General features: G+C 58.8%; 21 protein-coding genes. 17 read left to right on the top strand and 4 right to left on the bottom strand.

Annotation, left to right across the window (positions count from 1 at the left end; translation table 11 throughout):
* The first annotated feature begins 38 nt into the window (after positions 1–38).
* From paaH to AC097P_RS10050, 14 genes are all read left to right on the top strand, one after another.
* The gene (gene paaH / locus AC097P_RS10115; RefSeq protein WP_479610266.1) at positions 39–1,565 is read left to right on the top strand and encodes a 3-hydroxyacyl-CoA dehydrogenase PaaH; all 1,527 of its coding nucleotides are present in this window, start codon (positions 39–41) and stop codon (positions 1,563–1,565) included.
* Positions 1,558–1,881 (top strand): 2TM domain-containing protein, encoded by a 324-nt coding sequence (locus AC097P_RS10110; RefSeq protein WP_479610265.1) that lies wholly within the window; start codon positions 1,558–1,560, stop codon positions 1,879–1,881. Before paaH ends, AC097P_RS10110 begins: the two co-directional genes overlap by 8 nt.
* Positions 1,878–2,918, top strand: a complete 1,041-nt coding sequence (locus AC097P_RS10105; RefSeq protein WP_479610264.1) for a sensor histidine kinase — start codon at positions 1,878–1,880, stop codon at positions 2,916–2,918. Before AC097P_RS10110 ends, AC097P_RS10105 begins: the two co-directional genes overlap by 4 nt.
* Before the next feature lie 11 nt (positions 2,919–2,929).
* Positions 2,930–3,766, top strand: a complete 837-nt coding sequence (locus tag AC097P_RS10100; protein WP_479610263.1) for a LytR/AlgR family response regulator transcription factor — start codon at positions 2,930–2,932, stop codon at positions 3,764–3,766.
* A gap of 19 nt (positions 3,767–3,785) precedes the next feature.
* Positions 3,786–4,376, top strand: coding sequence for a hypothetical protein (locus AC097P_RS10095; RefSeq protein ID WP_479610262.1), 591 nt, complete (start codon positions 3,786–3,788; stop codon positions 4,374–4,376).
* Positions 4,377–4,646: 270 nt separating this feature from the next.
* Positions 4,647–5,786 (top strand): branched-chain amino acid ABC transporter substrate-binding protein, encoded by a 1,140-nt coding sequence (locus AC097P_RS10090; protein ID WP_479610261.1) that lies wholly within the window; start codon positions 4,647–4,649, stop codon positions 5,784–5,786.
* Positions 5,787–6,001: 215 nt separating this feature from the next.
* Positions 6,002–7,261 carry an HD-GYP domain-containing protein gene (locus AC097P_RS10085; protein WP_479610260.1) on the top strand — a complete coding sequence of 420 codons (1,260 nt, stop codon included), beginning with the start codon at positions 6,002–6,004 and terminating at the stop codon, positions 7,259–7,261.
* A 10-nt stretch (positions 7,262–7,271) separates the two neighbouring features.
* Positions 7,272–9,101, top strand: coding sequence for a glutamine--tRNA ligase/YqeY domain fusion protein (locus tag AC097P_RS10080; RefSeq protein ID WP_479610259.1), 1,830 nt, complete (start codon positions 7,272–7,274; stop codon positions 9,099–9,101).
* Positions 9,102–9,120: 19 nt separating this feature from the next.
* Complete coding sequence (locus tag AC097P_RS10075) at positions 9,121–10,353, top strand: GmrSD restriction endonuclease domain-containing protein (RefSeq protein ID WP_479610258.1); 1,233 nt, start codon at positions 9,121–9,123, stop codon at positions 10,351–10,353.
* A gap of 104 nt (positions 10,354–10,457) precedes the next feature.
* Positions 10,458–10,883, top strand: coding sequence for a hypothetical protein (locus AC097P_RS10070; protein WP_479610257.1), 426 nt, complete (start codon positions 10,458–10,460; stop codon positions 10,881–10,883).
* A complete protein-coding gene (locus AC097P_RS10065; RefSeq protein WP_479610256.1) occupies positions 10,883–11,764 on the top strand; it encodes a GIY-YIG nuclease family protein in 882 nt (293 codons plus the stop codon). Before AC097P_RS10070 ends, AC097P_RS10065 begins: the two co-directional genes overlap by 1 nt.
* A 20-nt stretch (positions 11,765–11,784) precedes the next feature.
* Positions 11,785–12,381, top strand: a complete 597-nt coding sequence (locus tag AC097P_RS10060) for an ATPase (protein WP_479610255.1) — start codon at positions 11,785–11,787, stop codon at positions 12,379–12,381.
* Between the two features lie 574 nt (positions 12,382–12,955).
* Positions 12,956–13,246: a nucleotidyltransferase family protein gene (locus tag AC097P_RS10055; RefSeq protein WP_479610254.1), complete on the top strand. Its 291-nt coding sequence runs from the start codon at positions 12,956–12,958 to the stop codon at positions 13,244–13,246.
* Positions 13,243–13,593 (top strand): HepT-like ribonuclease domain-containing protein, encoded by a 351-nt coding sequence (locus AC097P_RS10050; protein WP_479610253.1) that lies wholly within the window; start codon positions 13,243–13,245, stop codon positions 13,591–13,593. The genes AC097P_RS10055 and AC097P_RS10050 overlap by 4 nt, the downstream gene beginning before the upstream one ends.
* A 139-nt stretch (positions 13,594–13,732) precedes the next feature.
* On the opposite strand, the gene AC097P_RS10045 is transcribed toward AC097P_RS10050, so the two are convergent.
* Both AC097P_RS10045 and AC097P_RS10040 read right to left on the bottom strand, forming a co-directional pair.
* Positions 13,733–14,464, bottom strand: a complete 732-nt coding sequence (locus tag AC097P_RS10045) for a hypothetical protein (RefSeq protein WP_479610252.1) — start codon at positions 14,462–14,464, stop codon at positions 13,733–13,735.
* Positions 14,465–14,532: 68 nt separating this feature from the next.
* On the bottom strand, positions 14,533–15,231 hold the full coding sequence (locus AC097P_RS10040; RefSeq protein ID WP_479610251.1) for a hypothetical protein: 699 nt from the start codon (positions 15,229–15,231) through the stop codon (positions 14,533–14,535).
* A gap of 90 nt (positions 15,232–15,321) precedes the next feature.
* Between AC097P_RS10040 and AC097P_RS10035 the strand changes: the two genes are divergently transcribed.
* Both AC097P_RS10035 and AC097P_RS10030 read left to right on the top strand, forming a co-directional pair.
* Complete coding sequence (locus tag AC097P_RS10035) at positions 15,322–15,840, top strand: helix-turn-helix domain-containing protein (protein ID WP_479610250.1); 519 nt, start codon at positions 15,322–15,324, stop codon at positions 15,838–15,840.
* Positions 15,830–16,549, top strand: a complete 720-nt coding sequence (locus AC097P_RS10030) for a nucleotidyl transferase AbiEii/AbiGii toxin family protein (RefSeq protein ID WP_479610249.1) — start codon at positions 15,830–15,832, stop codon at positions 16,547–16,549. The genes AC097P_RS10035 and AC097P_RS10030 overlap by 11 nt, the downstream gene beginning before the upstream one ends.
* A 278-nt stretch (positions 16,550–16,827) precedes the next feature.
* Here AC097P_RS10030 and AC097P_RS10025 read toward each other — a convergent pair whose 3' ends face one another.
* A complete protein-coding gene (locus AC097P_RS10025) occupies positions 16,828–17,526 on the bottom strand; it encodes a hypothetical protein (protein WP_479610248.1) in 699 nt (232 codons plus the stop codon).
* A 57-nt stretch (positions 17,527–17,583) separates the two neighbouring features.
* Positions 17,584–17,988 (bottom strand): hypothetical protein, encoded by a 405-nt coding sequence (locus AC097P_RS10020; RefSeq protein WP_479610247.1) that lies wholly within the window; start codon positions 17,986–17,988, stop codon positions 17,584–17,586.
* Positions 17,989–18,081: 93 nt separating this feature from the next.
* Between AC097P_RS10020 and udk the strand changes: the two genes are divergently transcribed.
* Complete coding sequence (udk, locus tag AC097P_RS10015; RefSeq protein ID WP_479610437.1) at positions 18,082–18,741, top strand: uridine kinase; 660 nt, start codon at positions 18,082–18,084, stop codon at positions 18,739–18,741.
* The last annotated feature ends 10 nt before the right edge of the window (positions 18,742–18,751 follow it).

Genomic DNA, 18,751 nt, shown 5'->3' with positions numbered 1-18,751 from the left:
ATTGCGTCGCCCCAACACCAGGAATAAGGACGACCACCGTGACCGCAGCCCTGCCTCTCTCATCCACCATCGCCGTCGTCGGAGCGGGTGCCATGGGAGCCGGCATTGCGCAAGTGGCCGCGGTGGCCGGCCACCAAGTGCAGTTGCTGGACAACCGACCCGGGGCCGCGGATGCAGCCATCAGCGGCATCCGCGCCCAGATCACCAAGCTGGCCGACAAAGGCAAGCTGAGCCCCGAGCGCGCGGCCCAAGCCAGCGCCAACCTGGTCGCGGTGCAGCAGCTGTCGGATCTGGCAGGCGCCGGCCTCGTTATCGAAGCCATTGTCGAAAACCTGCAGGCCAAGCAAGGCCTGTATGCCGAACTGGAAGCCATCGTTGGCGATGACTGCATCTTCGGCACCAACACTTCCAGCATCTCTGTCACCGCCATAGGCGCCGCGCTGAAGCGCCCCCAGCGCCTGGCCGGGCTGCACTTCTTCAACCCCGCGCCGGTGATGGCGCTGGTGGAAATCGTCTCCGGCCTGGCCACGGACCCCGACGTGGCCACCACTTTGTCTGCCACCGCCACGGCCTGGGGCAAGACCGCGGTGTATGCCAAGTCCACGCCCGGCTTCATCGTCAACCGCGTGGCCCGCCCCTACTATGGCGAGGCGCTGCGCCTGTTGACCGAAGGCGCGGCCGACTGCGCCACCCTCGACGCCGTCATGCGCGAAGCCGGTGGCTTTCGCATGGGGCCGTTTGAGCTGATGGACATGATCGGCCATGACGTCAATTACGCGGTCACCTGCTCGGTGTGGAACGCCTTCTACAACGACCCGCGCTTTCTGCCCTCGCTGGTGCAAAAGGAATTGCTCGACGCGGGCTTTCTGGGCAAGAAAAGCGGCCGGGGATTCTTTGACTACCGGGAAGGCGCTGCCAAGCCCGTACCGCAAACGCAAGGCCCGCGCGCTGTGCCTACCGGAATCACGCTGTGCGGCGAGTCCGCCGCAGCGCAGGCGCTGGCCGAGCGCCTGACCAAGGCTGCCATCCAGTTCGACACCACCCCATCCGTTGACGGCCGCATTGCCCAGGTGAACGGCGCCGTGCTCTATGTCACCGATGGCCGCACGGCTACTCAACGCGCGGCCGACACCAACTTTGCCAACGTCGTGCTGGTGGACTTGGCGCTGGACTACCGCACGGCCACCCGGCTGGCGCTGACCAGTGCCGCGCAGTGTGCCGATGGAGCGGCAGACGCAGGCATAGGCTTGCTGCAAGCCGCCGGTTTTCAAGTCTCTCGTCTGGCCGATATGCCGGGCTTGGCGCTGATGCGCACCGTCGCCATGCTGGCCAATGAGGCCGCTGACGCCGTCAACCAGGGCGTATGCTCCCCCGAAGCCGCTGATGCAGCCATGCGGCTGGGCGTCAACTACCCCAAGGGCCCGCTGGCTTGGGCCGACAGCGTGGGCTTGCCCGCGATCCGCACTGTACTGGCGAACCTGGGCACCAGCTATGGTGAAGACCGCTACCGCATATCGCCACTGATGGCCCGCCACGTTTTCTCGGGACAACCCTTCCATGGCTGACGTACCGCCCACCCATACGCCCCTCAGCCCCGAGGAAATAGACCGCCTGGCCCGCAAGCGTGCTTGCGCCAAGCTGGGCTGGTTCTTCCACGCCACGGTGTTCGTCATCGTCAACCTGTTCGTTTTCTCGATGTCGCGGTACGGCTTTGGTGACCGGCCCTGGTCCATCAAGCCCTTCCTGGCCTGGGGCTTGGGCCTGGCACTGCACGGCGCGTCGGTCTGGCTGCTGGGGGCAGGCGGTGGTCTGAGAGAACGCATGGTGCAAAAAGAGCGCGCCCGTTTGCAGCGCGAACAAGACCAGCAGAACACACCATGAAGATCGATTGGATCGAGAAGCTGCAGAACTTGCTGCAAACGCTGGCTTTTTGCCTGGGCATTGCCGCTATCCAATATGCATTTCAGCCCTACCGCTCGTACGAAGGACCGCTCGTCTATTCGCTGGCTATCGGTATTTGCACTTGGGCTTTGGTCGACTTTGGACGCCACTTCATAGCACCCAATTCCGACACGCAGTGGCCCGATGGAATATGGGGCAAGGTGTTTCCGTTGATCGCCATCGCACTTGGATTCACCATCGGGACTACCTTGGGCGACTGGTGGTTCGGCCGGTCTACATGGGCCTCGTCATCGCACAAACAGTTGGTGTTGTCAGGTGTACTTGCAGCCATTATCGGCATCATCATTACCTACTACTTTCACAGCAAGGGTAAGAGCGCGTACCTGGAGAAGAAGATCGTAGAGTCCGACCGGCTGGCAACCGAGTCACGACTTAAGCTGCTAGAGACCCAGCTGGAACCCCACATGCTGTTCAACACGCTGGCCAATCTGCGCGTGCTGATCGCGCTAGACCCGCAACGTGCCCAAGACATGCTGGACCGCATGGTGGCCTACCTGCGGGCCACGCTCAGCGCATCGCGCGCGAGCAATCACGCGTTGAGCCTTGAGTTCGAACGCCTGCGCGACTACCTGGAGCTGATGGCCGTGCGCATGGGCCCACGCTTGCACTACGAACTGGACTTGCCCGCCGAGCTGGCCGAACAGAGTGTGCCCACGCTGCTGCTGCAACCGCTGGTGGAAAACAGCATCAAACACGGCCTGGAGCCCAAGGTGGAAGGCGGCACCATTACCGTCCGAGCCCGGCGTGCCGGCAATATGCTTAGCTTGGAGGTCAGCGACACCGGTGTCGGCTTTGACGCCAGCGCATCAGCGTTCACCGGCTTTGGCCTGGCCCAGGTGCGCGAGCGCCTGGCTGCAGCCTACGAAAGCAAGGGCCGTGTAGAGCAAACCTCCGCCCCCGGCCAGGGCGCTACGACACTGCTGCACCTGCCGCTGGCCACACCTTCCCAAGCCTGACCCTGACGCCGATGACGACAACCCCCACCGCCCTGATCGCCGAAGACGAACACCTGTTGGCCCAGGCCCTGCAAGCCGAACTGGCCCGCGCCTGGCCCGCGCTGAAGGTGGTCGCAACAGTCGGAGACGGCGCCAGCGCCGTGCGCCAGGCCCTGGCCCTGCAACCCGATGTGCTGTTCTTTGACATCCGCATGCCCGGCCTCAGCGGCCTGGAAGCCGCGACCGAGCTTGCCGAGCAGTGGCCGATCACCACCGGCCCCGACACACGACCCTTCCCGCAGCTGGTGTTTGTGACCGCCTACGACCAGTACGCGGTGCAGGCTTTTGAAGCCCAGGCGGTGGACTACCTGCTGAAGCCCGTACAAGCCCCCCGGCTGCTGAAGACTATAGAAAAACTGCAGCTAGCCCTCGCCAAACCTGGGCGAGGCGCTATCGATTTCGAAGCAACACTAAGCCAGCTGCGCGGTCTGCTGGCCAGCCCTGCGGCCCCGACCGCTGTCCTGGCGTCCACCGCCGCGCCCACCCTCTTGACGGTTATACAAGCCAGCGTCGGCAATGCCATACGCATGGTGCCGGTGGCCGATGTGCTGTGCTTCGAGGCCGCGGACAAATACGTCCGCGTACTGACCGCCGAGCGCGAGTACCTGATACGCACGCCACTCAAGGAACTGCAGGAGCAGATCGACACGAATGTGTTTTGGCAGATCCACCGCGGCACCATCGTGCGGGCGCTGGCCATAGAAGGGGTCACGCGCGACGAAGCCGGCAAGACATTCCTCACACTGCAGGGGTTGAAAGAAAAGTTCGTAGTCAGCCGGCTGTACGCACACCTGTTCAAGGCTATGTAACGCGGCTACGATGACAACCATGACGATCCAATACACCTCTGTTGCCAACCACCTGCCCGAGAGCAAAATGCGGCTCTACCCCACGCAGGTGATCAATGTCATAGGCGGCCCTGGGTGCGAGAAATCCGTCATCACGTCGGCCATCGTGCTGTACCTGAAACTGCGCGAGAAGACGGTAGAGGTGATACCCGACTTTGCCAAATCGCTGGTGTGGCAGCAAAACTTCGAGGTGTTGAAAAACCAATACTTCATCGCACAGCGCCAGTACCAGATGCTGAGCCTGCTGGACGGCCAGGTGCAGTTTCTGATCACCGAATGCTCACTCCCCCAGGTGCTGTACTACAACGAGAACTACCTGGACAACATCTGCGATATTGCCAAGACGCGCACCCACATACTGGAGTGGTACAAGCAGTGCAACAACGTCAACATCGTTGTGGCCCGTGGTGACCGCAAATACATACACACCGGCCGCTTCCAGGATGAAGACCAGGCGCGCGCCATAGACCGCGCCATGCTGGAGCTGATGGACCGCGAAGCGCTGCCCTACACCCTGCTGCCGACCGATGTGGATGCGGTCAACGCATTCGCCGCCACACTGCTCGTCTGAGTGCGATGGCGCCCCTGGCGCCCGCGCCCCAGTACGGTGAGTGCGCCCAACTAATGTGCGACTCCGGTCACAAATGCAACCGCGCTGTGCGCAGCCCGCACGAAAGCTGTGCACGAGCGAAGGCACATCGCAGAAGTATTGCTAATACCTCATTAGCCATTTCAATAAATACGCAATATTGGTAGCATCCCTAAGCGTCGGGTGATTCAGATGCGCTATCGTGTAGGAAGTGACACTCTGTGTGTTCACACTCTTACTACTGGAGAATTTATGCTGTCGAAGTTGAATATCGTTGCCGCTGCCGTTGTTGCACTGGCTTCCGGCGTTGCAATGGCGCAAGAAGTTGTGACTATCGCTCACGTTGGCCCAACCAGCGGTGCCATTGCCCACTTGGGCAAGGACAATGAAAACGGTGCCAAGATGGCCGTTGAAGAACTCAATGCTAAGGGCGTCACCATCGGTGGCAAGAAAGTCACTCTGAAGCTGATGACTGAAGATGACGCTGCTGATCCAAAGCAAGGTACTGCAGTTGCCCAAAAGCTGGCTGACGCCAAGGTTGCTGGCGTGGTCGGTCACTTGAATTCCGGCACCACCATCCCTGCATCGCGCATTTACAGCGACGCTGGCATTCCCCAAGTATCTCCTTCCGCTACCAACCCCAAGTACACACGCCAAGGTTTCAAGACAGCCTTCCGTATGGTTGCTGACGACACACAACTGGGCGGCACACTGGGCAAGTACGCTGTCAACACCCTCAAGGGCAAGGCTATCGCCGTTATCGATGACCGTACCGCTTACGGCCAAGGCGTGGCGCAAGAATTCAAGAAGGCTGTTGAAGCCGCTGGCGGCAGCGTGGTTGCCACCGAATTTACAACCGACAAAGCTACCGACTTCAACTCCATCCTGACCACCATCAAGGGCAAGAAGGCTGACGTCGTGTTCTTCGGCGGTATGGACGCTGTTGCCGGCCCGATGCTGCGCCAGATGAAATCCTTGGGCATCAACGCCAAGTTCATGGGCGGCGATGGCATCTGCTCCACAGAGCTGGTCAAGCTGGGCGGCGACGCTATTGCTGACAACCAAGTCTATTGCGCGGAAGCCGGTGGTGTTGAAGGTGCAGGCAAGGCTGGCATGGACAAGTTCAAGGCTTCTTTCAAAGCCAAGTTCGGTACCGAAGTTCAAGTGTACGCACCCTACGTGTATGACGCTGTGAACGTGATGGTTGCTGCCATGGTCAAGGCCGGTTCTGCTGACCCAGTCAAGTACCTGCCTATCTTGGCTGCTACCAAAGACTTCCAAGGCGTGACCGGCCCCATCACATTTGATGAAAAGGGCGACATCAAGAACGGCGCGTTGACACTGAAGACCATCAAGGGTGGCAAGCTGACCGAGTTGGCCGTTATCCGCTAATAACAGCTCAGCGCAGGCAACCCCGGTTGCCTAAAGCTGAAGGGCGCACCCCCATGGGTGCGCCCTTTTTTTTTAGCCATACCGGATGGGCGGTGTCGCTGCCACGCCAGACGGCCTTTAAAAACCGCAAGAGGCGGACGAAACTCTCCATAGCGGATTACAACTGTTTACACATTTGCTGGCCCCGAAGCGGCTGTTTAGAAGGTCGAATACACATGCAAGCTGTCAACTTTGCACCGGGCGACTCACAAGCCCACCCGGACTTTCTGGACGCCATCCTGAGGGCAAGCAAGACTTACTCCATCGTTGCCTCGCAAGACATCGTGGATGTGCGTGGACTGAAGCTGTGGGCCAAGGGCCTGCCTGTATCCGCCGCGCTGCAACAGCGCCTGCTGGAGCGCAAGCTGCTCAACCCCATAGAAGCTTGCCTGATGGCCGAAGACGGCGTCACGCCCTTCTACCTGATGGAACAGCTCAAAAAATTTCTGGACAGCGACCACAGCATGGCCCATGCCCTGCGCCCATGGGGCACGATCCTGGAGAAGCAGCTCAAGCAGATCCCACTGCACTCGGTGGCCCAGCTGCTGCTGACCACGGCCCTGGCCACCCGCCCCGGTGCCGTAGAGCATGCGGTGCAAGCCATGGCACTGGCCGGTGGTATGGCACAAGCCCAGAGCCTGCCCGTAGATATGCGCTTAGCCATGTTGGGCGGCCTGCTGCATGACATTGGCGAAGCCTATATCCAACCCCAATACCTGGACGGACAAGAGGCGCTGGACCTGACCGGCCACCAGCACATGATGGTGCACCCCCGTATCGCCCAACTGCTGCTGGACGCCACTACCGACTACCCCGCAACGCTGTGCCGCGCCGTGGGCGAACACCACGAGCGCTCCAATGGAGCGGGCTACCCCGCCCGCCTGCACGGCGAAGACATCTCGCCCCTGGGCATGCTGCTGGCTGCGGTGGAGACCACCATGGGCCTGTCGCAGTCGCCTACAGCGCCACTATTTCGCGCCAGCTTCGCGCTAAGGGTGGTTCCTGGCGAATTTCCTTCACGCTTCAGCAGCGTGGTGTTCAACATGGCGCGGGACGCAAAAGAGAAGATACCCACCAACATTCGCGTGCCAGCCGATGCCCTGCAGCACATCAACGCCACACTGGAAAAAGCCCAGCGGACCACCCAAGCCCTGCAATCGCCCAACGGCAGCAAAACGCGCTCGGCCATTGTGCTGCTGGCCGAAGAGCGCCTGGCCAGATTGCGCATGGCCTGGAACGCCTTAGGCGTGTGGGGCCTGGCCCCGGACCAACTGACGCCACAAGACCATTTTGAGATGGACCTGGCCTGGGCCGAACTGCGTTTGCGCGTGTTTGAGCTGCAACGCGAATGCATGCTGTTGGCAGAAAGCCTAAGCGAGCCAGAAAAGACCGAACTTACGCCCATTTGGGCCGACTTGAAGGTTCAGCACGCCTAAAATTGGGCGGATGAGCATTCCCACACCTACGCCCAGCACCACCACGGCCACTCCTGGCGGCAACGACGTCGCCAAACCCAGCAATTTTCTGCGCCAGATCATCCAGAACGATCTGGACAACGGCACCTACGCCCAGCGCCGCTGGGCTGGCAGCCCAGGGGACGCCGCCCACCACGCGGCAGGCCAGCCCGACCCTGCCAAAATCCGCACCCGCTTTCCGCCCGAGCCCAACGGCTACCTGCACGTAGGCCACGCCAAGAGCATCTGCATCAACTTCGGCCTGGCGCGCGATTACGACGGCGTCTGCCACCTGCGCTTTGACGACACCAACCCCGAGAAGGAAGACGTTGAATACGTCAACTCCATCCGCGACGCCATCAAATGGCTGGGCTTTGACTGGAACGGCAGCGCCACCGCCGAGCCCTACCAGGCCAGCGATTACTTTGGCTTTATGTACCAGGCCGCCGAGTACCTGATCACTGCAGGCTTTGCTTACGTGGACGAGCAAACCGTGGAGCAGATGCGCATCAACCGCGGCGACTTCGGCAAGCCCGGCACCGACAGCCCGTTCCGCACCCGCACGCCCGAAGAAAACCTACGCATCTTCCGCGAGATGCGCGACGGCAGGCATGAGGATGGATCGATGGTGCTGCGCGCCAAGATCGACATGGCCAGCCCCAACATCAACATGCGCGACCCGGCCATCTACCGCATACGCCGCGCCACCCACCACAACACCGGCGACACCTGGTGCATCTACCCCATGTACACCTACGCGCACCCTATTGAAGACGCGCTGGAGCAGATCACTCACAGCCTGTGCACACTGGAGTTTGAAGACCAACGCCCGTTTTATGACTGGCTGCTGGAGCGCCTGACCGAGGGTGGCCTGCTGGCCAGCCCGCCCCCGCGCCAGTATGAATTTGCACGGCTCAACCTCACCTATGTCATCACCAGCAAACGCAAGCTGGCGCAACTGGTGTACGACCACAAGGTCAACGGTTGGGACGACCCCCGCATGCCAACAATAGTCGGCCTGCGCCGCCGTGGCTACACACCTGCAAGCCTGCAAATGTTTGCCGAACGCATTGGCGTGACCAAGAGCGACAGTTGGATCGACTACAGCACGCTGGAAGGCTGCCTGCGCGAAGACCTGGAAGCCAAAGCCCACCGCGGCTTTGCCGTGTTGAACCCGGTCAAGCTAACGCTGACCAACTGGGACGAGGTGATGGGCGCTGGCCACCTGGAGCCCTGCACCCAGCCCACCCTGCCCCATCCACCCGAGGGCGTGACGCCCCCACCCCCACGCCACTTCACCATCGGCAAAGAGGTGTGGATTGACCGGGAAGATTTTGAAGAAGTGCCACCCAAGGGCTACAAGCGCCTGTTCCCCGGCAACAAGGTGCGCCTGAAGGGCGGCTATGTCATCGAATGCACCGGCTGCATCAAAGACATCGACGGCGTCATCACCGACGTGCTGGCCAGTCTAGTGCCCGACACCAAGAGCGGCACCCCCGGCAGCGAAACCGTGAAGGTGAAAGCCGCCATCACCTGGGTGGGCGTGGCCAACGGCGTCAACGCCGAAGTGCGCATGTACGACCGGCTGTTCTTGGACGCGCAACCCGATGCGGGTGGCAAGGATTTCATCGAGAGCCTGAACCCGAACAGCTTGAAGGTGGTGACTGCGATTGTTGAGCCATCGCTGGCCAATGCGCTACCTGATCAAAAGTTTCAGTTTGAGCGGCATGGGTACTTTGTGGCGGATCGGGTGGACCATGTGACGGGGTCCAAGCCGGTGTTTAACTTGGCGGTGGGGTTGAAGGATAGTTGGGGGAAGTAGTACGAACTAAAGGGAAAAAGTGAAAGCAGCACATCAGCAAGCGTCATTCGATGACGAAGACTATCAAGACGAAGACACTCTTTCGCAAGAGGATGCCAGCGCATTACTCGCCGGAAAGAACTATGACGCTGTTGTCACGTCTACGGACTGGACAGTTGAAACACTTATTTCTCAACTAAAAAAACGAAACATCAAACTCGACCCAAGTTTTCAACGCCGAGACGCGTGGACTTCAAAGAGGAAGAGTGAATTTATTGAATCCCTATTCTTAGGGCTACCAGTACCCCAAATTGTTCTTGCCGAAAGTAAAGAAAAAAAGGGGGCGTACATCGTCTTGGATGGCAAGCAACGACTACTCACCTTGCGCCAGTTCAGCGCCACTTCTCAAGACCCCGAATTCAAACAACTTCGACTAAGCGGGCTTGCACTGCGCCCAGATTTGAATGACATTTCGCTTGTCGATGCAACCGAGGATCAGACACTAAATGATGATCTGCGATTTTTTGAAAATCAGACAATTCGCACGGTTGTTCTCAGAAACTGGCCATCCGAGGAATACCTATATTTAGTTTTTCTTCGACTGAATAGTGGCAGCCTTCCTCTTTCTCCTCAAGAGTTACGGCAAGTGGTAAGCCCTGGCCAATTTACAGAATTTGCCACTGACTTCACAACCCAAAGTGCCGCTGTCATGGGACTATTCAACTCGAAACAACTGCCCGATTTTCGAATGCGTGATGTCGAATTAACTATTCGATATTTCGGCCTCGTTAACTATTTACAAGACTACACAGGCAATCTCAAGTTGTTCCTTGATGAGACCAGCCTAAAGCTCAACAAGAACTGGGCCGCAATGGAGGGCCTAGTGCGCGCACAGAGCACTGAACTTGAAACCGCGATTCAAACCACTTGGGAAATATTCGCCGAAGACGCTTTCAGGAAGTGGAACGGAAAAGATTTCGAGCGCCGTTTTAATCGTGCAGTATTCGATGTGATGGTCTACTATTTCCGTGACATAGGGATACGGCAAAAAGCGCAAGAAAACCCCGCAATCATTGTCACTGAGTTCAAACGTCTTTGTGAGAGTTCACGTCCTTTTAGGACTGCCGTAGAAACGACCACAAAAAGCATCGGAGCTCTGTCGACAAGGCTTCAACTGTGGGGTGAAAGCCTATCGACCGTCCTTCAAGTAAAAGTAAGAACACCAGCCATCGACCCAGAAACAGGTCGAATTGATTTGCGGATACGAGTTTGACCCCGCGATTTGCGGAGCTAAATGAGCGTATCGATGACCTGCATTTTCGATTCGTTCCGCCCTTAGATCCTACGGGCACTTACACCGACGCGGAGTATGACCGCATGAGTGCATTCAGGCTTCTCGCTCACGCGGAGATTGAGCGCTTTATCGAACTATTGATAGAAGATGCGCTGTCGCGCTTTACTGCAAATATTTTGGCATGGAAGACCGCCGGTTGCAGTTCACAACTCGTGGACTCGCTAGTTTCGCATATGGACAAGGAGTTACGAAAAGAGGTGCGAAGTAACAATGGGGTGAAGAGCAAAAATGTGCTCTCCCTACTAAAACCAGTAGGCCTAAACGGGACGCACCTGGACAATCTTTGGCTTCAAACAATGGATACCTATGGTGAGATTCGTGGAGGGCATGCGCACAACTCTCGTCGCGCTACTCAACCGATTGATCCAAAAACCGAGCAAGATCTAATTTACATGCAAATTCTTCCCGAGCTAAAGCGCCTTGAAATACTTGTTGCTGCTGTACTGTGATGCCTCGCCCCCAAACCATCCAAATCTTCCTCCCCGCTGGTGACCCGCGCGGCATGCGCGTGGCCGAAATCACAACCCGCATCGTCCGCGTCATCGAAGTGCCACGCAGCCAATTGGCAGACTTCCTCAAGATGCCGGAGGCTCAGCAGGTTGGCGTGTACTTTTTGATGGGCGAGTTATCGGAGGCTGGATTGCCTCGGGTGTACATCGGCCAGTCTGGCAACGTGGGCAATCGGCTGGTTCAACACAACCAAAGCAAAGACTTCTGGAACCGGGCGCTGGTGGTCATATCGCTCACCAACAGCATGACGCAGACGCACGCGCTGTTTCTGGAATGGTTTGCCATTGCCGAGGCTACCAAGGCTGGGCGCTACAACCTGGAAAACGGCAACGCCGGCGCTCGACCCCACACACCCGCCCCGCTTGAGGCGGACTGCCACGAGATCCATGAAACCGCCGCTACTTTGCTGGCAACACTGGGCCAACCCGTTTTTGAACCACTAACCGGTACCCCTGCGCGGTTAGGTGTCGAGCTTAGGCCACCCGAGCTGTTCTATTGCAAGGGTCCAGAGGCCTATGGCGTGGGCGAATACACCTCGGAAGGGTTTGTAGTTCACAAAGATTCCACTGCACGAATTGAGATCGTTGCCTCCATCAAAGGCACTTCGCAAGAACGATTTCGCCAGCAGTTAGTTACTGACGGCGTTTTACAACTGAGCGGTAGTCACTACAAATTCACCCGCGACCACCTGTTTTCCAGCCCCAGCATGGCCGCCATTGCTGTGTTGGGTCGCTCTGCAAACGGGTGGATTGAATGGAAGACCGAACAAGGCCAAACATTGGACGGCGCCAAGCGCCAAGTTGTGGGTATTACGGGCTAGACCCGTCAGTTTGACTGACTATGCCAAGCCAAACCACACCAGCCCCACGCGTTGTGATATTTGCTGGCCCAAACGGCGCTGGCAAATCAACGCACGCTGACGCCATCCTGGCGGCGCTCGGCATTGAGACCTTTGTAAATGCCGACTACATCGCGCGTGGGTTGTCGGGCCGCAACACGGATGCCGTAGCGTTTGAAGCTGGGCGCATCATGCTCACGCGCTTGCGGCAGTTGGGCGAAGCGAAGGCCGATTTCGCTTTTGAGTCCACGCTATCCAGCCGCACATTTGCTGCGTTTCTGAGCGCGCTCAAACTGCAAGGCTACGCCGTCGCAATCTTTTACTTCTCTTTGTCCAATGCGCAACTGGCCGTTCGACGAGTCAAGCATCGCGTGGCGCAGGGTGGGCATGATGTGCCTGCGGACGTTGTGCGGCGACGGTTCGGGCGGAGCCTCCATAATTTTTTCGACTTGTACGTACCGTTGGCAGACGAGTGGACATTGTTCGATAATTCAAACACTCCCCATGCTCGGGCCATAGCGGCGAAGTCCGCTGACCAACTCACAGTGATGGAACCTACAACATGGCGAAAACTAAACAAACTCGGCAAAATCGTCTGACGCCCACGCCGAAGGCGTTGCAAAAGGCTTTGGAGCAATCCGCCAAACAAGCGCAAAAAATGGCAGATGCATTCGGCTTGGTCGTCCCGTATAGCAAATCCAAGGCAACCAGCCGCACACACACTGCGGGTTGATACTGACTTCCTGTACTACTTGATTTGCTACGTTTTTCGTAGCTGCATGCGCATATTGCACGAGGGCTGCCGGCCTATTTCTCTCCAGCGATCCTAGACTTTGGCCCCAGCGGCCTTCCGCCGCACATGCAAATGCGTCTGCGCCGCATCCCCTTTCCCCGACTTCACTTCTTTCACCTCCAGATACGTCGCCTGCTGGCGTATCAGCTCCCCCAGTGTGGCAACGCCATAGTTGCGCGGATCAAAAGCGGGGTTGCTTGTCGGCGTCGATCAGGACGGCTAGCTTCTGGTTGGTGTTGGTGGCCATGGCGGACTATCCCTTGCTTTTCGCCATGGTACAAGGTTTGATCTGCTACGCTTTTGGTAGCTACTCACGCATATTCCACGAGGGCTAGAGGCCTGTTTGACACAAAGGAACCCAGCAACGTTAAACTCCACCCATGCGCCCCTCCGATGCCCTGTCCCTTCACCGCACCCGCATCCGGGAAATTGCGCTGAGCCACCGCGTTAGCGGCGTGCGGGTTTTTGGCTCCGCATTACATGGCGATGATGTCCAGGGTAGTGACCTGGACTTGCTGGTTGAACCCACTGCGCAAACCACTCTGATGGACATTGGCGCTATCCGGTTTGAACTGAAGAAGTTGCTGGGTATCGAAGTAGACGTCCTCACTCCCAACAGCCTGCCCGCCAGCTTTCGCGATCAGGTTCTGCGTGAGGCCATCGCCGTATGAGTCGTGCGCACCCGTTGCGAGTAGCGGATTACCTGCAGCACATCCATGAAGCAATAGCCAATATCCAGGAATACACGGCGGGAATGGATCTAGCTGGATTCATGGCGGATCGCAGGACTTGCGATGCGGTGATTCGCAATCTGGAAGTTATCGGCGAGGCCTGCAATAACGTCTCCAAGAATCACCCCGACTTTGCCGCACAACACGCAACAGTTCCATGGGGTTTCGTTTACGAAATGCGCAATGCGCTGGCTCACGGCTACTTCAACGTGGACTTGGCGATAGTCTGGCAAACCATTCAAAACGATTTGCCGGCACTCAAGGCACAAGTTCTGGCGCTGGTCTAGTTTGCCTTGGGATTGCTACGCTTTTAGTAGCTGCTTACGCGAGTCCCACGCGGGCTAGAGGCCCATTTGATACATAAATAGGAGCAATACGCAAAAGCCAATCTCGAAGATTGGCCGAAGCGTTCTTGCGCCAAAGGCTTCATCTTTTGGCGTAAACCGCGGAAAAATCTTCCCCTGCGTTCAACTGGGCAATCAACTCGAGCAAACCAGCAGTGCCCACCTGCGCAAGCCAGGGTCGCACTTCATGGCCGGCCGCTGCATACAGCGCGTGAATTTCTGGCTCGCCGCGCGCGCGGCGCTCGGCATTCTTGCCGTCCTGAAAGCGTTCGCCCGCCGCTAGCCACTGGGCCAGCTTCTTGTAGGTGAGCAGTTCGTCCCGGCCGGGTTTGGCAATACCGCGGGCATCCAGATACTGCCAATGCTGCTCAGAATGCTCAGGCGCCTCGCTCACCACCACCGCCACGCCCTCATCAAACCACTGTGGCATCCCCCGCCAGGCTGAAAGACCAAGGCGTTTGCTCAGTTCTGCATGCGACCATTCGTGCGCAATGAAATGCCAGTTCATACCCCGCTTCGACAGCAGAATGCGGTTGCCATAAACCTTGGCAAAGGTACCCTGACCGCCAAATCGGTAGAGGCATTGCTCAGTCAGGCAGGCGTGAACTACGGGGCGCGACAACACCTCACCATACGCTGCCTGCATGGCCGCCTCGGCGCGGCGCATGGCGTCTTGCAGTGTCGCCTGGGTGGGTGCATCTGCACCAGCCTCGATGTATAAGTTTTGCGACACGCGGACCAAGCCAAATGTCTCGGGTGCCCACAGCTTTCCCCCGCGCAGGGTGGTGCAACCGCCCAGAGTCAATGCCAACATAGCTGCAAGCAACCGTGGGCGCGTGACCCGAACAATGAATGGTGTTTTTACCATCATCTGCTTGTACATCATGGTGTTGGTGACTCTGACAACGGTGCGCGTAACGACTCCCACTGCACTTCAACAAAGCGGACTTTCTCTACGCCGGACGCGTTGTACGGGGCCAGGTCTGTCTGCGCGTAGTCCGGGCGCACCGCCACGTTGTGCAGGCTGAAGCGGTCCATGTCCTGCGGAGCCAGAAAATAGGTGTCACGCACGTTGTAGGGCGCAAGCTTCCCAAACCAGGTGACGAAGGGGTCTACACCGATGGTCTTAAAAAACTCGGCCTCGCGCGCGGCGAGCGTCGTCACTTCCTCCAGCCAAGTGCCGGTGAGGGGTGCCTTGCCGGTGCGGTGCAGGTAGAGCAGATGCTGCATGTTGCCATGCCAGCCCACCAGGCCCAGGCCGGTGATGGACTTGTTCTTGCCTGCCGGGAAAATGTAGTTCGCACACGACGAGAAGCACTGGCCAAAGACCTCTACATCCATACCGCGGTCGTATATGACTTGCGCCATGCGCAAGGCGGGCGCCACGTGGCCGCCGCCGGATGCAATGAGCACCCGGTTGGCGCCATGCTGCTCGACGGCACGCACAAATTCGTCCACCGCACTGGCGTATATCAGGCCCTGGAATACAACGGTCTTGCCGGAGACCAACACAGGTGCAAATTTTTGAGTTGCGCAGCCCGTGAGGGCTAGGCTGAGTAAGGCAATGGCTACAGTCTTCACATTGGAATCAATTCTTTAAGGGTTCGACCCCATCATAAAGTGTTTCTCATAGTTGACAAAAAGCAATTTTTGTAAATAATAAGAAACATAATGGATCAAGACGAAGCGATTCCCGGCGACCCTCTTGCTGCCCAGTTGCAAGCGCTAGGCGAGCAGATCCGCGGCCAGCGAAAGGCCTTGCGCCTGAGCGCCACGGTGACTGCCGAAGCTGCAGCGGTGTCGCGGGTCACGCTGCACCGCATCGAAAATGGCGAACCATCAGTTGCCATGGGCGCCTGGGGCAGCGTGATGGCTGCGCTGGGCATGGCGCTGCGTGCGGGCCTGGCGTCTGACGGCAATGCCGCGGCCACGGCGCAGAAGACAGACCGCGCGGGCTGGATACCAGCACGTGTGCCGCTGGCCGACTACCCGCAGTTGCGGTCGCTCGCGTGGCAAGTGCATGGCACCGACACGCTCACGCCCACAGAAGCGCTCGACATTTACGAGCGCAACGCCCGTCATATTGACCTGCAAGCCATGTCCTCCGACGAGCATGCACTGTTGCAAGCGCTGAGGTTGGCCTTGACACCCGGTGCTAGCAGCGGCTCCGGTGAAAACCATGCAGTTTGAACGCCCCCACCACCAGCGCATAGCCCATGTGCTGGGCGCCCTCGACGGTGCCATGCTGCTCCAGCACGGCTGCCTGTTTGGCGGCGGCACCTGCATCGCGCTGATGTATGGCGAATACCGCGAGTCGGTGGATATCGACTTCCTGGTGTCCGACGCTGCGGGCTACCGCGAACTGCGGCAGCTTTTGACCGGCCCCGACGGTCTGGCAGCCATCACCCACGCAAACGCCTTGCCCCTTGTGGCCCTGCGAGAAATCCGCGCAGACCAATACGGCATTCGCACCCAGGTGCAAATGGACGGGCAAGCCATCAAGTTCGAAATCGTGCGCGAGGCGCGCATCACGCTGGAGCAAACGGATGCGGCCGACAACGACACCATCTGCGGGGTAAGCACCCTCACCCGCCTGGACCTGGCTACCTCCAAACTGCTGGCCAATTCAGACCGCCAAGCCGATGACGGCGTGTTCAGCCGCGATGTCATTGACCTTGCCATGATGGGCCTGCCGCTGCCCACGTTGCGCGCCGCTTTGGAGAAGGCGCAGCAGGCCTATGGCCCTTCGGTCGCGCGCGACTTGGGCAAGGCCATCGAACGCTTGCAAAACCGGGCGGGTTGGCTGGAGCGTTGCATGCAGGTTATGTCCATGCATTTGCCCAAGGCCGTGCTGTGGCAGAAGGTGCGCGCATTGCGGCGCATTGCGCCACCAACCTAGCGCTGCCTGCGCTGCATGGTCTCAAACAATCCCATCAACCAGCACATGGGGCAACCGCGTAGCAGCACAACCGCCCCAATGCCCGCAAGGGCGGACCATACGATGCCATAGGGACTCATGTAAATGGCCGCAAAAATCAAACCAATGGCGGCGCCGCCGCGCAGTAGGTGAACCGAGACTGAAGTGCTGCAATACATGGTGAAAGTGCATTGGAGAGTGGATGACTCTTACCTAGAGGCGCGGTTTTCACCAAAGGGTTCATCATTCTCAAAATAACGTCAGGGGGACACAGACGCCGGCGGGCGCAAGGATTCCCACTGGACGTGAACAAAGCGGACCTTCTCCAAGCCTGATGCGTTGTACGGGGCCAGGTCTGTCTGGGCGTAGTCCGCGCGTACGGCCACGTCGCGTATGCCGAAGCGGGCCATGTCAGACGGAGCCAAAAAGTAGGTGTCGCGCACGTCGTAGGGCGGCAGTTTTCCAAACCAGGTGATGAAAGGGTCCACGCCAATGGTTTTGTAAAACTCCGCCTCTTGCGCGGCCAGCGTGGTAACTTCTTCCAGCCAGCCGCCGGTTATTGGCGCCTGGCCGGTGCGGTGCAGGTGCAGTAGGTGCTGCATGTTGCCGTGCCAGCCCACAAGGCCGAGGGCGGTGATGGACTTGTTCTTACCCGCCGGAAAGATGTAGTTCGCGCAGGAAGAAAAGCATTGTCCAAAGACCTCGACATCCATACCGCGGTAGTGAATGACGCGCGCCATGCGCAAGGCGGGCGCCACGTGGCCGCCGCCCGACGCGATGAGCACCCTGTTGGCGTCATGCTGCTCGACGGCACGAATGAAATCGTCCGCCGTACTGGCAGAGATCAGGCCCTGAAAGACAACCGTCTTGCCGGATACCAATACAGGCACAGGCGCAAACTTTTGGGTAGCGCAGCCCGTGAGGGCCACGCTGAGCAGGGCAATGGCTACAGTTTTCACATTCACATCAATTCTTGAAGGGCTCTGGCGCACCGTCTTTCAGCCAATAGCCGCTGGCTAGTGTGGACGAATGTCTTTCCATCGATCTACCGACCAGACCAAACCACACATCCAATACAAGGCTAGCGAAGCGGGCCAGTTCACGTCGCGCATCAGCTCCAGCGCCGCGGGGTTCTGAAAACTCCAGTACAGCGCATAACACCCGTCTACGGTCCACCATGTTGCAAACAACATCAACGGCCAATGTTTCCAGGCACGAAACACAATGACCTGCAGCGACCACGCCGCTGACAGGTAAGAAAACCCGGCCATGATCAGGCTGATGGGGATGTCCCAATCCGGCGCCTGGTAATAAAAAGAGCCCACAATCAAAAGCACGATTCCGATGGCCAACGTCGCCAGGTTCCATAGGCTGCGGTACAGCATGCGGGGCGTGGGTGGTGCGGGTTTTAGAGTGTTCACGGTGTTGATGCGCTGTTGGAGCCGAGTCTACCGGGGCATGCGCCACATCTGCGTGCAAAACATCCGGCTTGTAAAATCGTGGCCTCTGCCAGCCTGGACACTGACACCCCCATGACCCCACCCAACAACAAGCCTTTCGTGATCGGTGTCGCCGGCGGCAGCGGTAGCGGCAAGTCCACCGTCACGCGCGAGGTGCTGGCCTCCATCGGCCCGGAGATGGCTGCGGTCGTGATGCAAGACGACTACTACCTCGACCAATCGCATATGTCGCCGCCCGACCGGCGCAAGACGAATTACGACCACCCTGCAGCGTTTGACTGGCCTTTGATGCTCCAGCACGTACAGGCGCTGTGCAATGGCCAGGCGATTGAAATGCCCGAGTACGACTTTGCGGCAGACAACCGCTCCAGCAAGACCATCACCGTCAAGCCCGCTCCGGTGATCGTCATCGAAGGTCTGTTTGCGCTGTATGACGCCGACTTGCGCGCCATGATGTCGCTCAAAATTTTTGTCGACACCGCGGCCGATGTGCGCTTCATCCGCCGCCTGCAACGCGACATGGCCGAGCGCGGGCGCAGCGCCGAAAGCGTGATCAACCAATACCTGGAAACGGTGCGCCCCATGCACAAGCAGTTCATCGAGCCCACCAAACGCAATGCCGATGTGATCTTGCCGCACGGCGCCAACGGGCCGGCGGTGGACATCATCACCACCAAGGTGACGAGCCTGATCCGCGATCTGGATCGGGGCTGACGCCCAGCTC

It is taken from the genome of Rhodoferax sp. ZS1R8 (assembly GCF_056521325.1).
The sequence above is the reverse complement of the archived record's forward strand: the minus strand, read 5'-3'. Positions and strand labels throughout refer to the sequence as shown.

What these genes read in the sequence shown, in the direction of transcription:
- AC097P_RS10055 (WP_479610254.1), top strand. Translation starts at nt 12,956, where the DNA reads ATGCGCCCCTCCGATGCCCTGTCCCTTCACCGCACCCGCATCCGGGAA.
- AC097P_RS10050 (WP_479610253.1), top strand. Translation starts at nt 13,243, where the DNA reads ATGAGTCGTGCGCACCCGTTGCGAGTAGCGGATTACCTGCAGCACATC.
- AC097P_RS10060 (WP_479610255.1), top strand. Translation starts at nt 11,785, where the DNA reads ATGCCAAGCCAAACCACACCAGCCCCACGCGTTGTGATATTTGCTGGC.
- AC097P_RS10110 (WP_479610265.1), top strand. Translation starts at nt 1,558, where the DNA reads ATGGCTGACGTACCGCCCACCCATACGCCCCTCAGCCCCGAGGAAATA.
- AC097P_RS10045 (WP_479610252.1), bottom strand. Translation starts at nt 14,464, where the DNA reads ATGTTGGCATTGACTCTGGGCGGTTGCACCACCCTGCGCGGGGGAAAG.
- AC097P_RS10030 (WP_479610249.1), top strand. Translation starts at nt 15,830, where the DNA reads ATGCAGTTTGAACGCCCCCACCACCAGCGCATAGCCCATGTGCTGGGC.
- AC097P_RS10100 (WP_479610263.1), top strand. Translation starts at nt 2,930, where the DNA reads ATGACGACAACCCCCACCGCCCTGATCGCCGAAGACGAACACCTGTTG.
- AC097P_RS10065 (WP_479610256.1), top strand. Translation starts at nt 10,883, where the DNA reads ATGCCTCGCCCCCAAACCATCCAAATCTTCCTCCCCGCTGGTGACCCG.
- AC097P_RS10095 (WP_479610262.1), top strand. Translation starts at nt 3,786, where the DNA reads ATGACGATCCAATACACCTCTGTTGCCAACCACCTGCCCGAGAGCAAA.
- AC097P_RS10090 (WP_479610261.1), top strand. Translation starts at nt 4,647, where the DNA reads ATGCTGTCGAAGTTGAATATCGTTGCCGCTGCCGTTGTTGCACTGGCT.
- AC097P_RS10085 (WP_479610260.1), top strand. Translation starts at nt 6,002, where the DNA reads ATGCAAGCTGTCAACTTTGCACCGGGCGACTCACAAGCCCACCCGGAC.
- AC097P_RS10070 (WP_479610257.1), top strand. Translation starts at nt 10,458, where the DNA reads ATGAGTGCATTCAGGCTTCTCGCTCACGCGGAGATTGAGCGCTTTATC.
- AC097P_RS10080 (WP_479610259.1), top strand. Translation starts at nt 7,272, where the DNA reads ATGAGCATTCCCACACCTACGCCCAGCACCACCACGGCCACTCCTGGC.
- AC097P_RS10035 (WP_479610250.1), top strand. Translation starts at nt 15,322, where the DNA reads ATGGATCAAGACGAAGCGATTCCCGGCGACCCTCTTGCTGCCCAGTTG.
- AC097P_RS10105 (WP_479610264.1), top strand. Translation starts at nt 1,878, where the DNA reads ATGAAGATCGATTGGATCGAGAAGCTGCAGAACTTGCTGCAAACGCTG.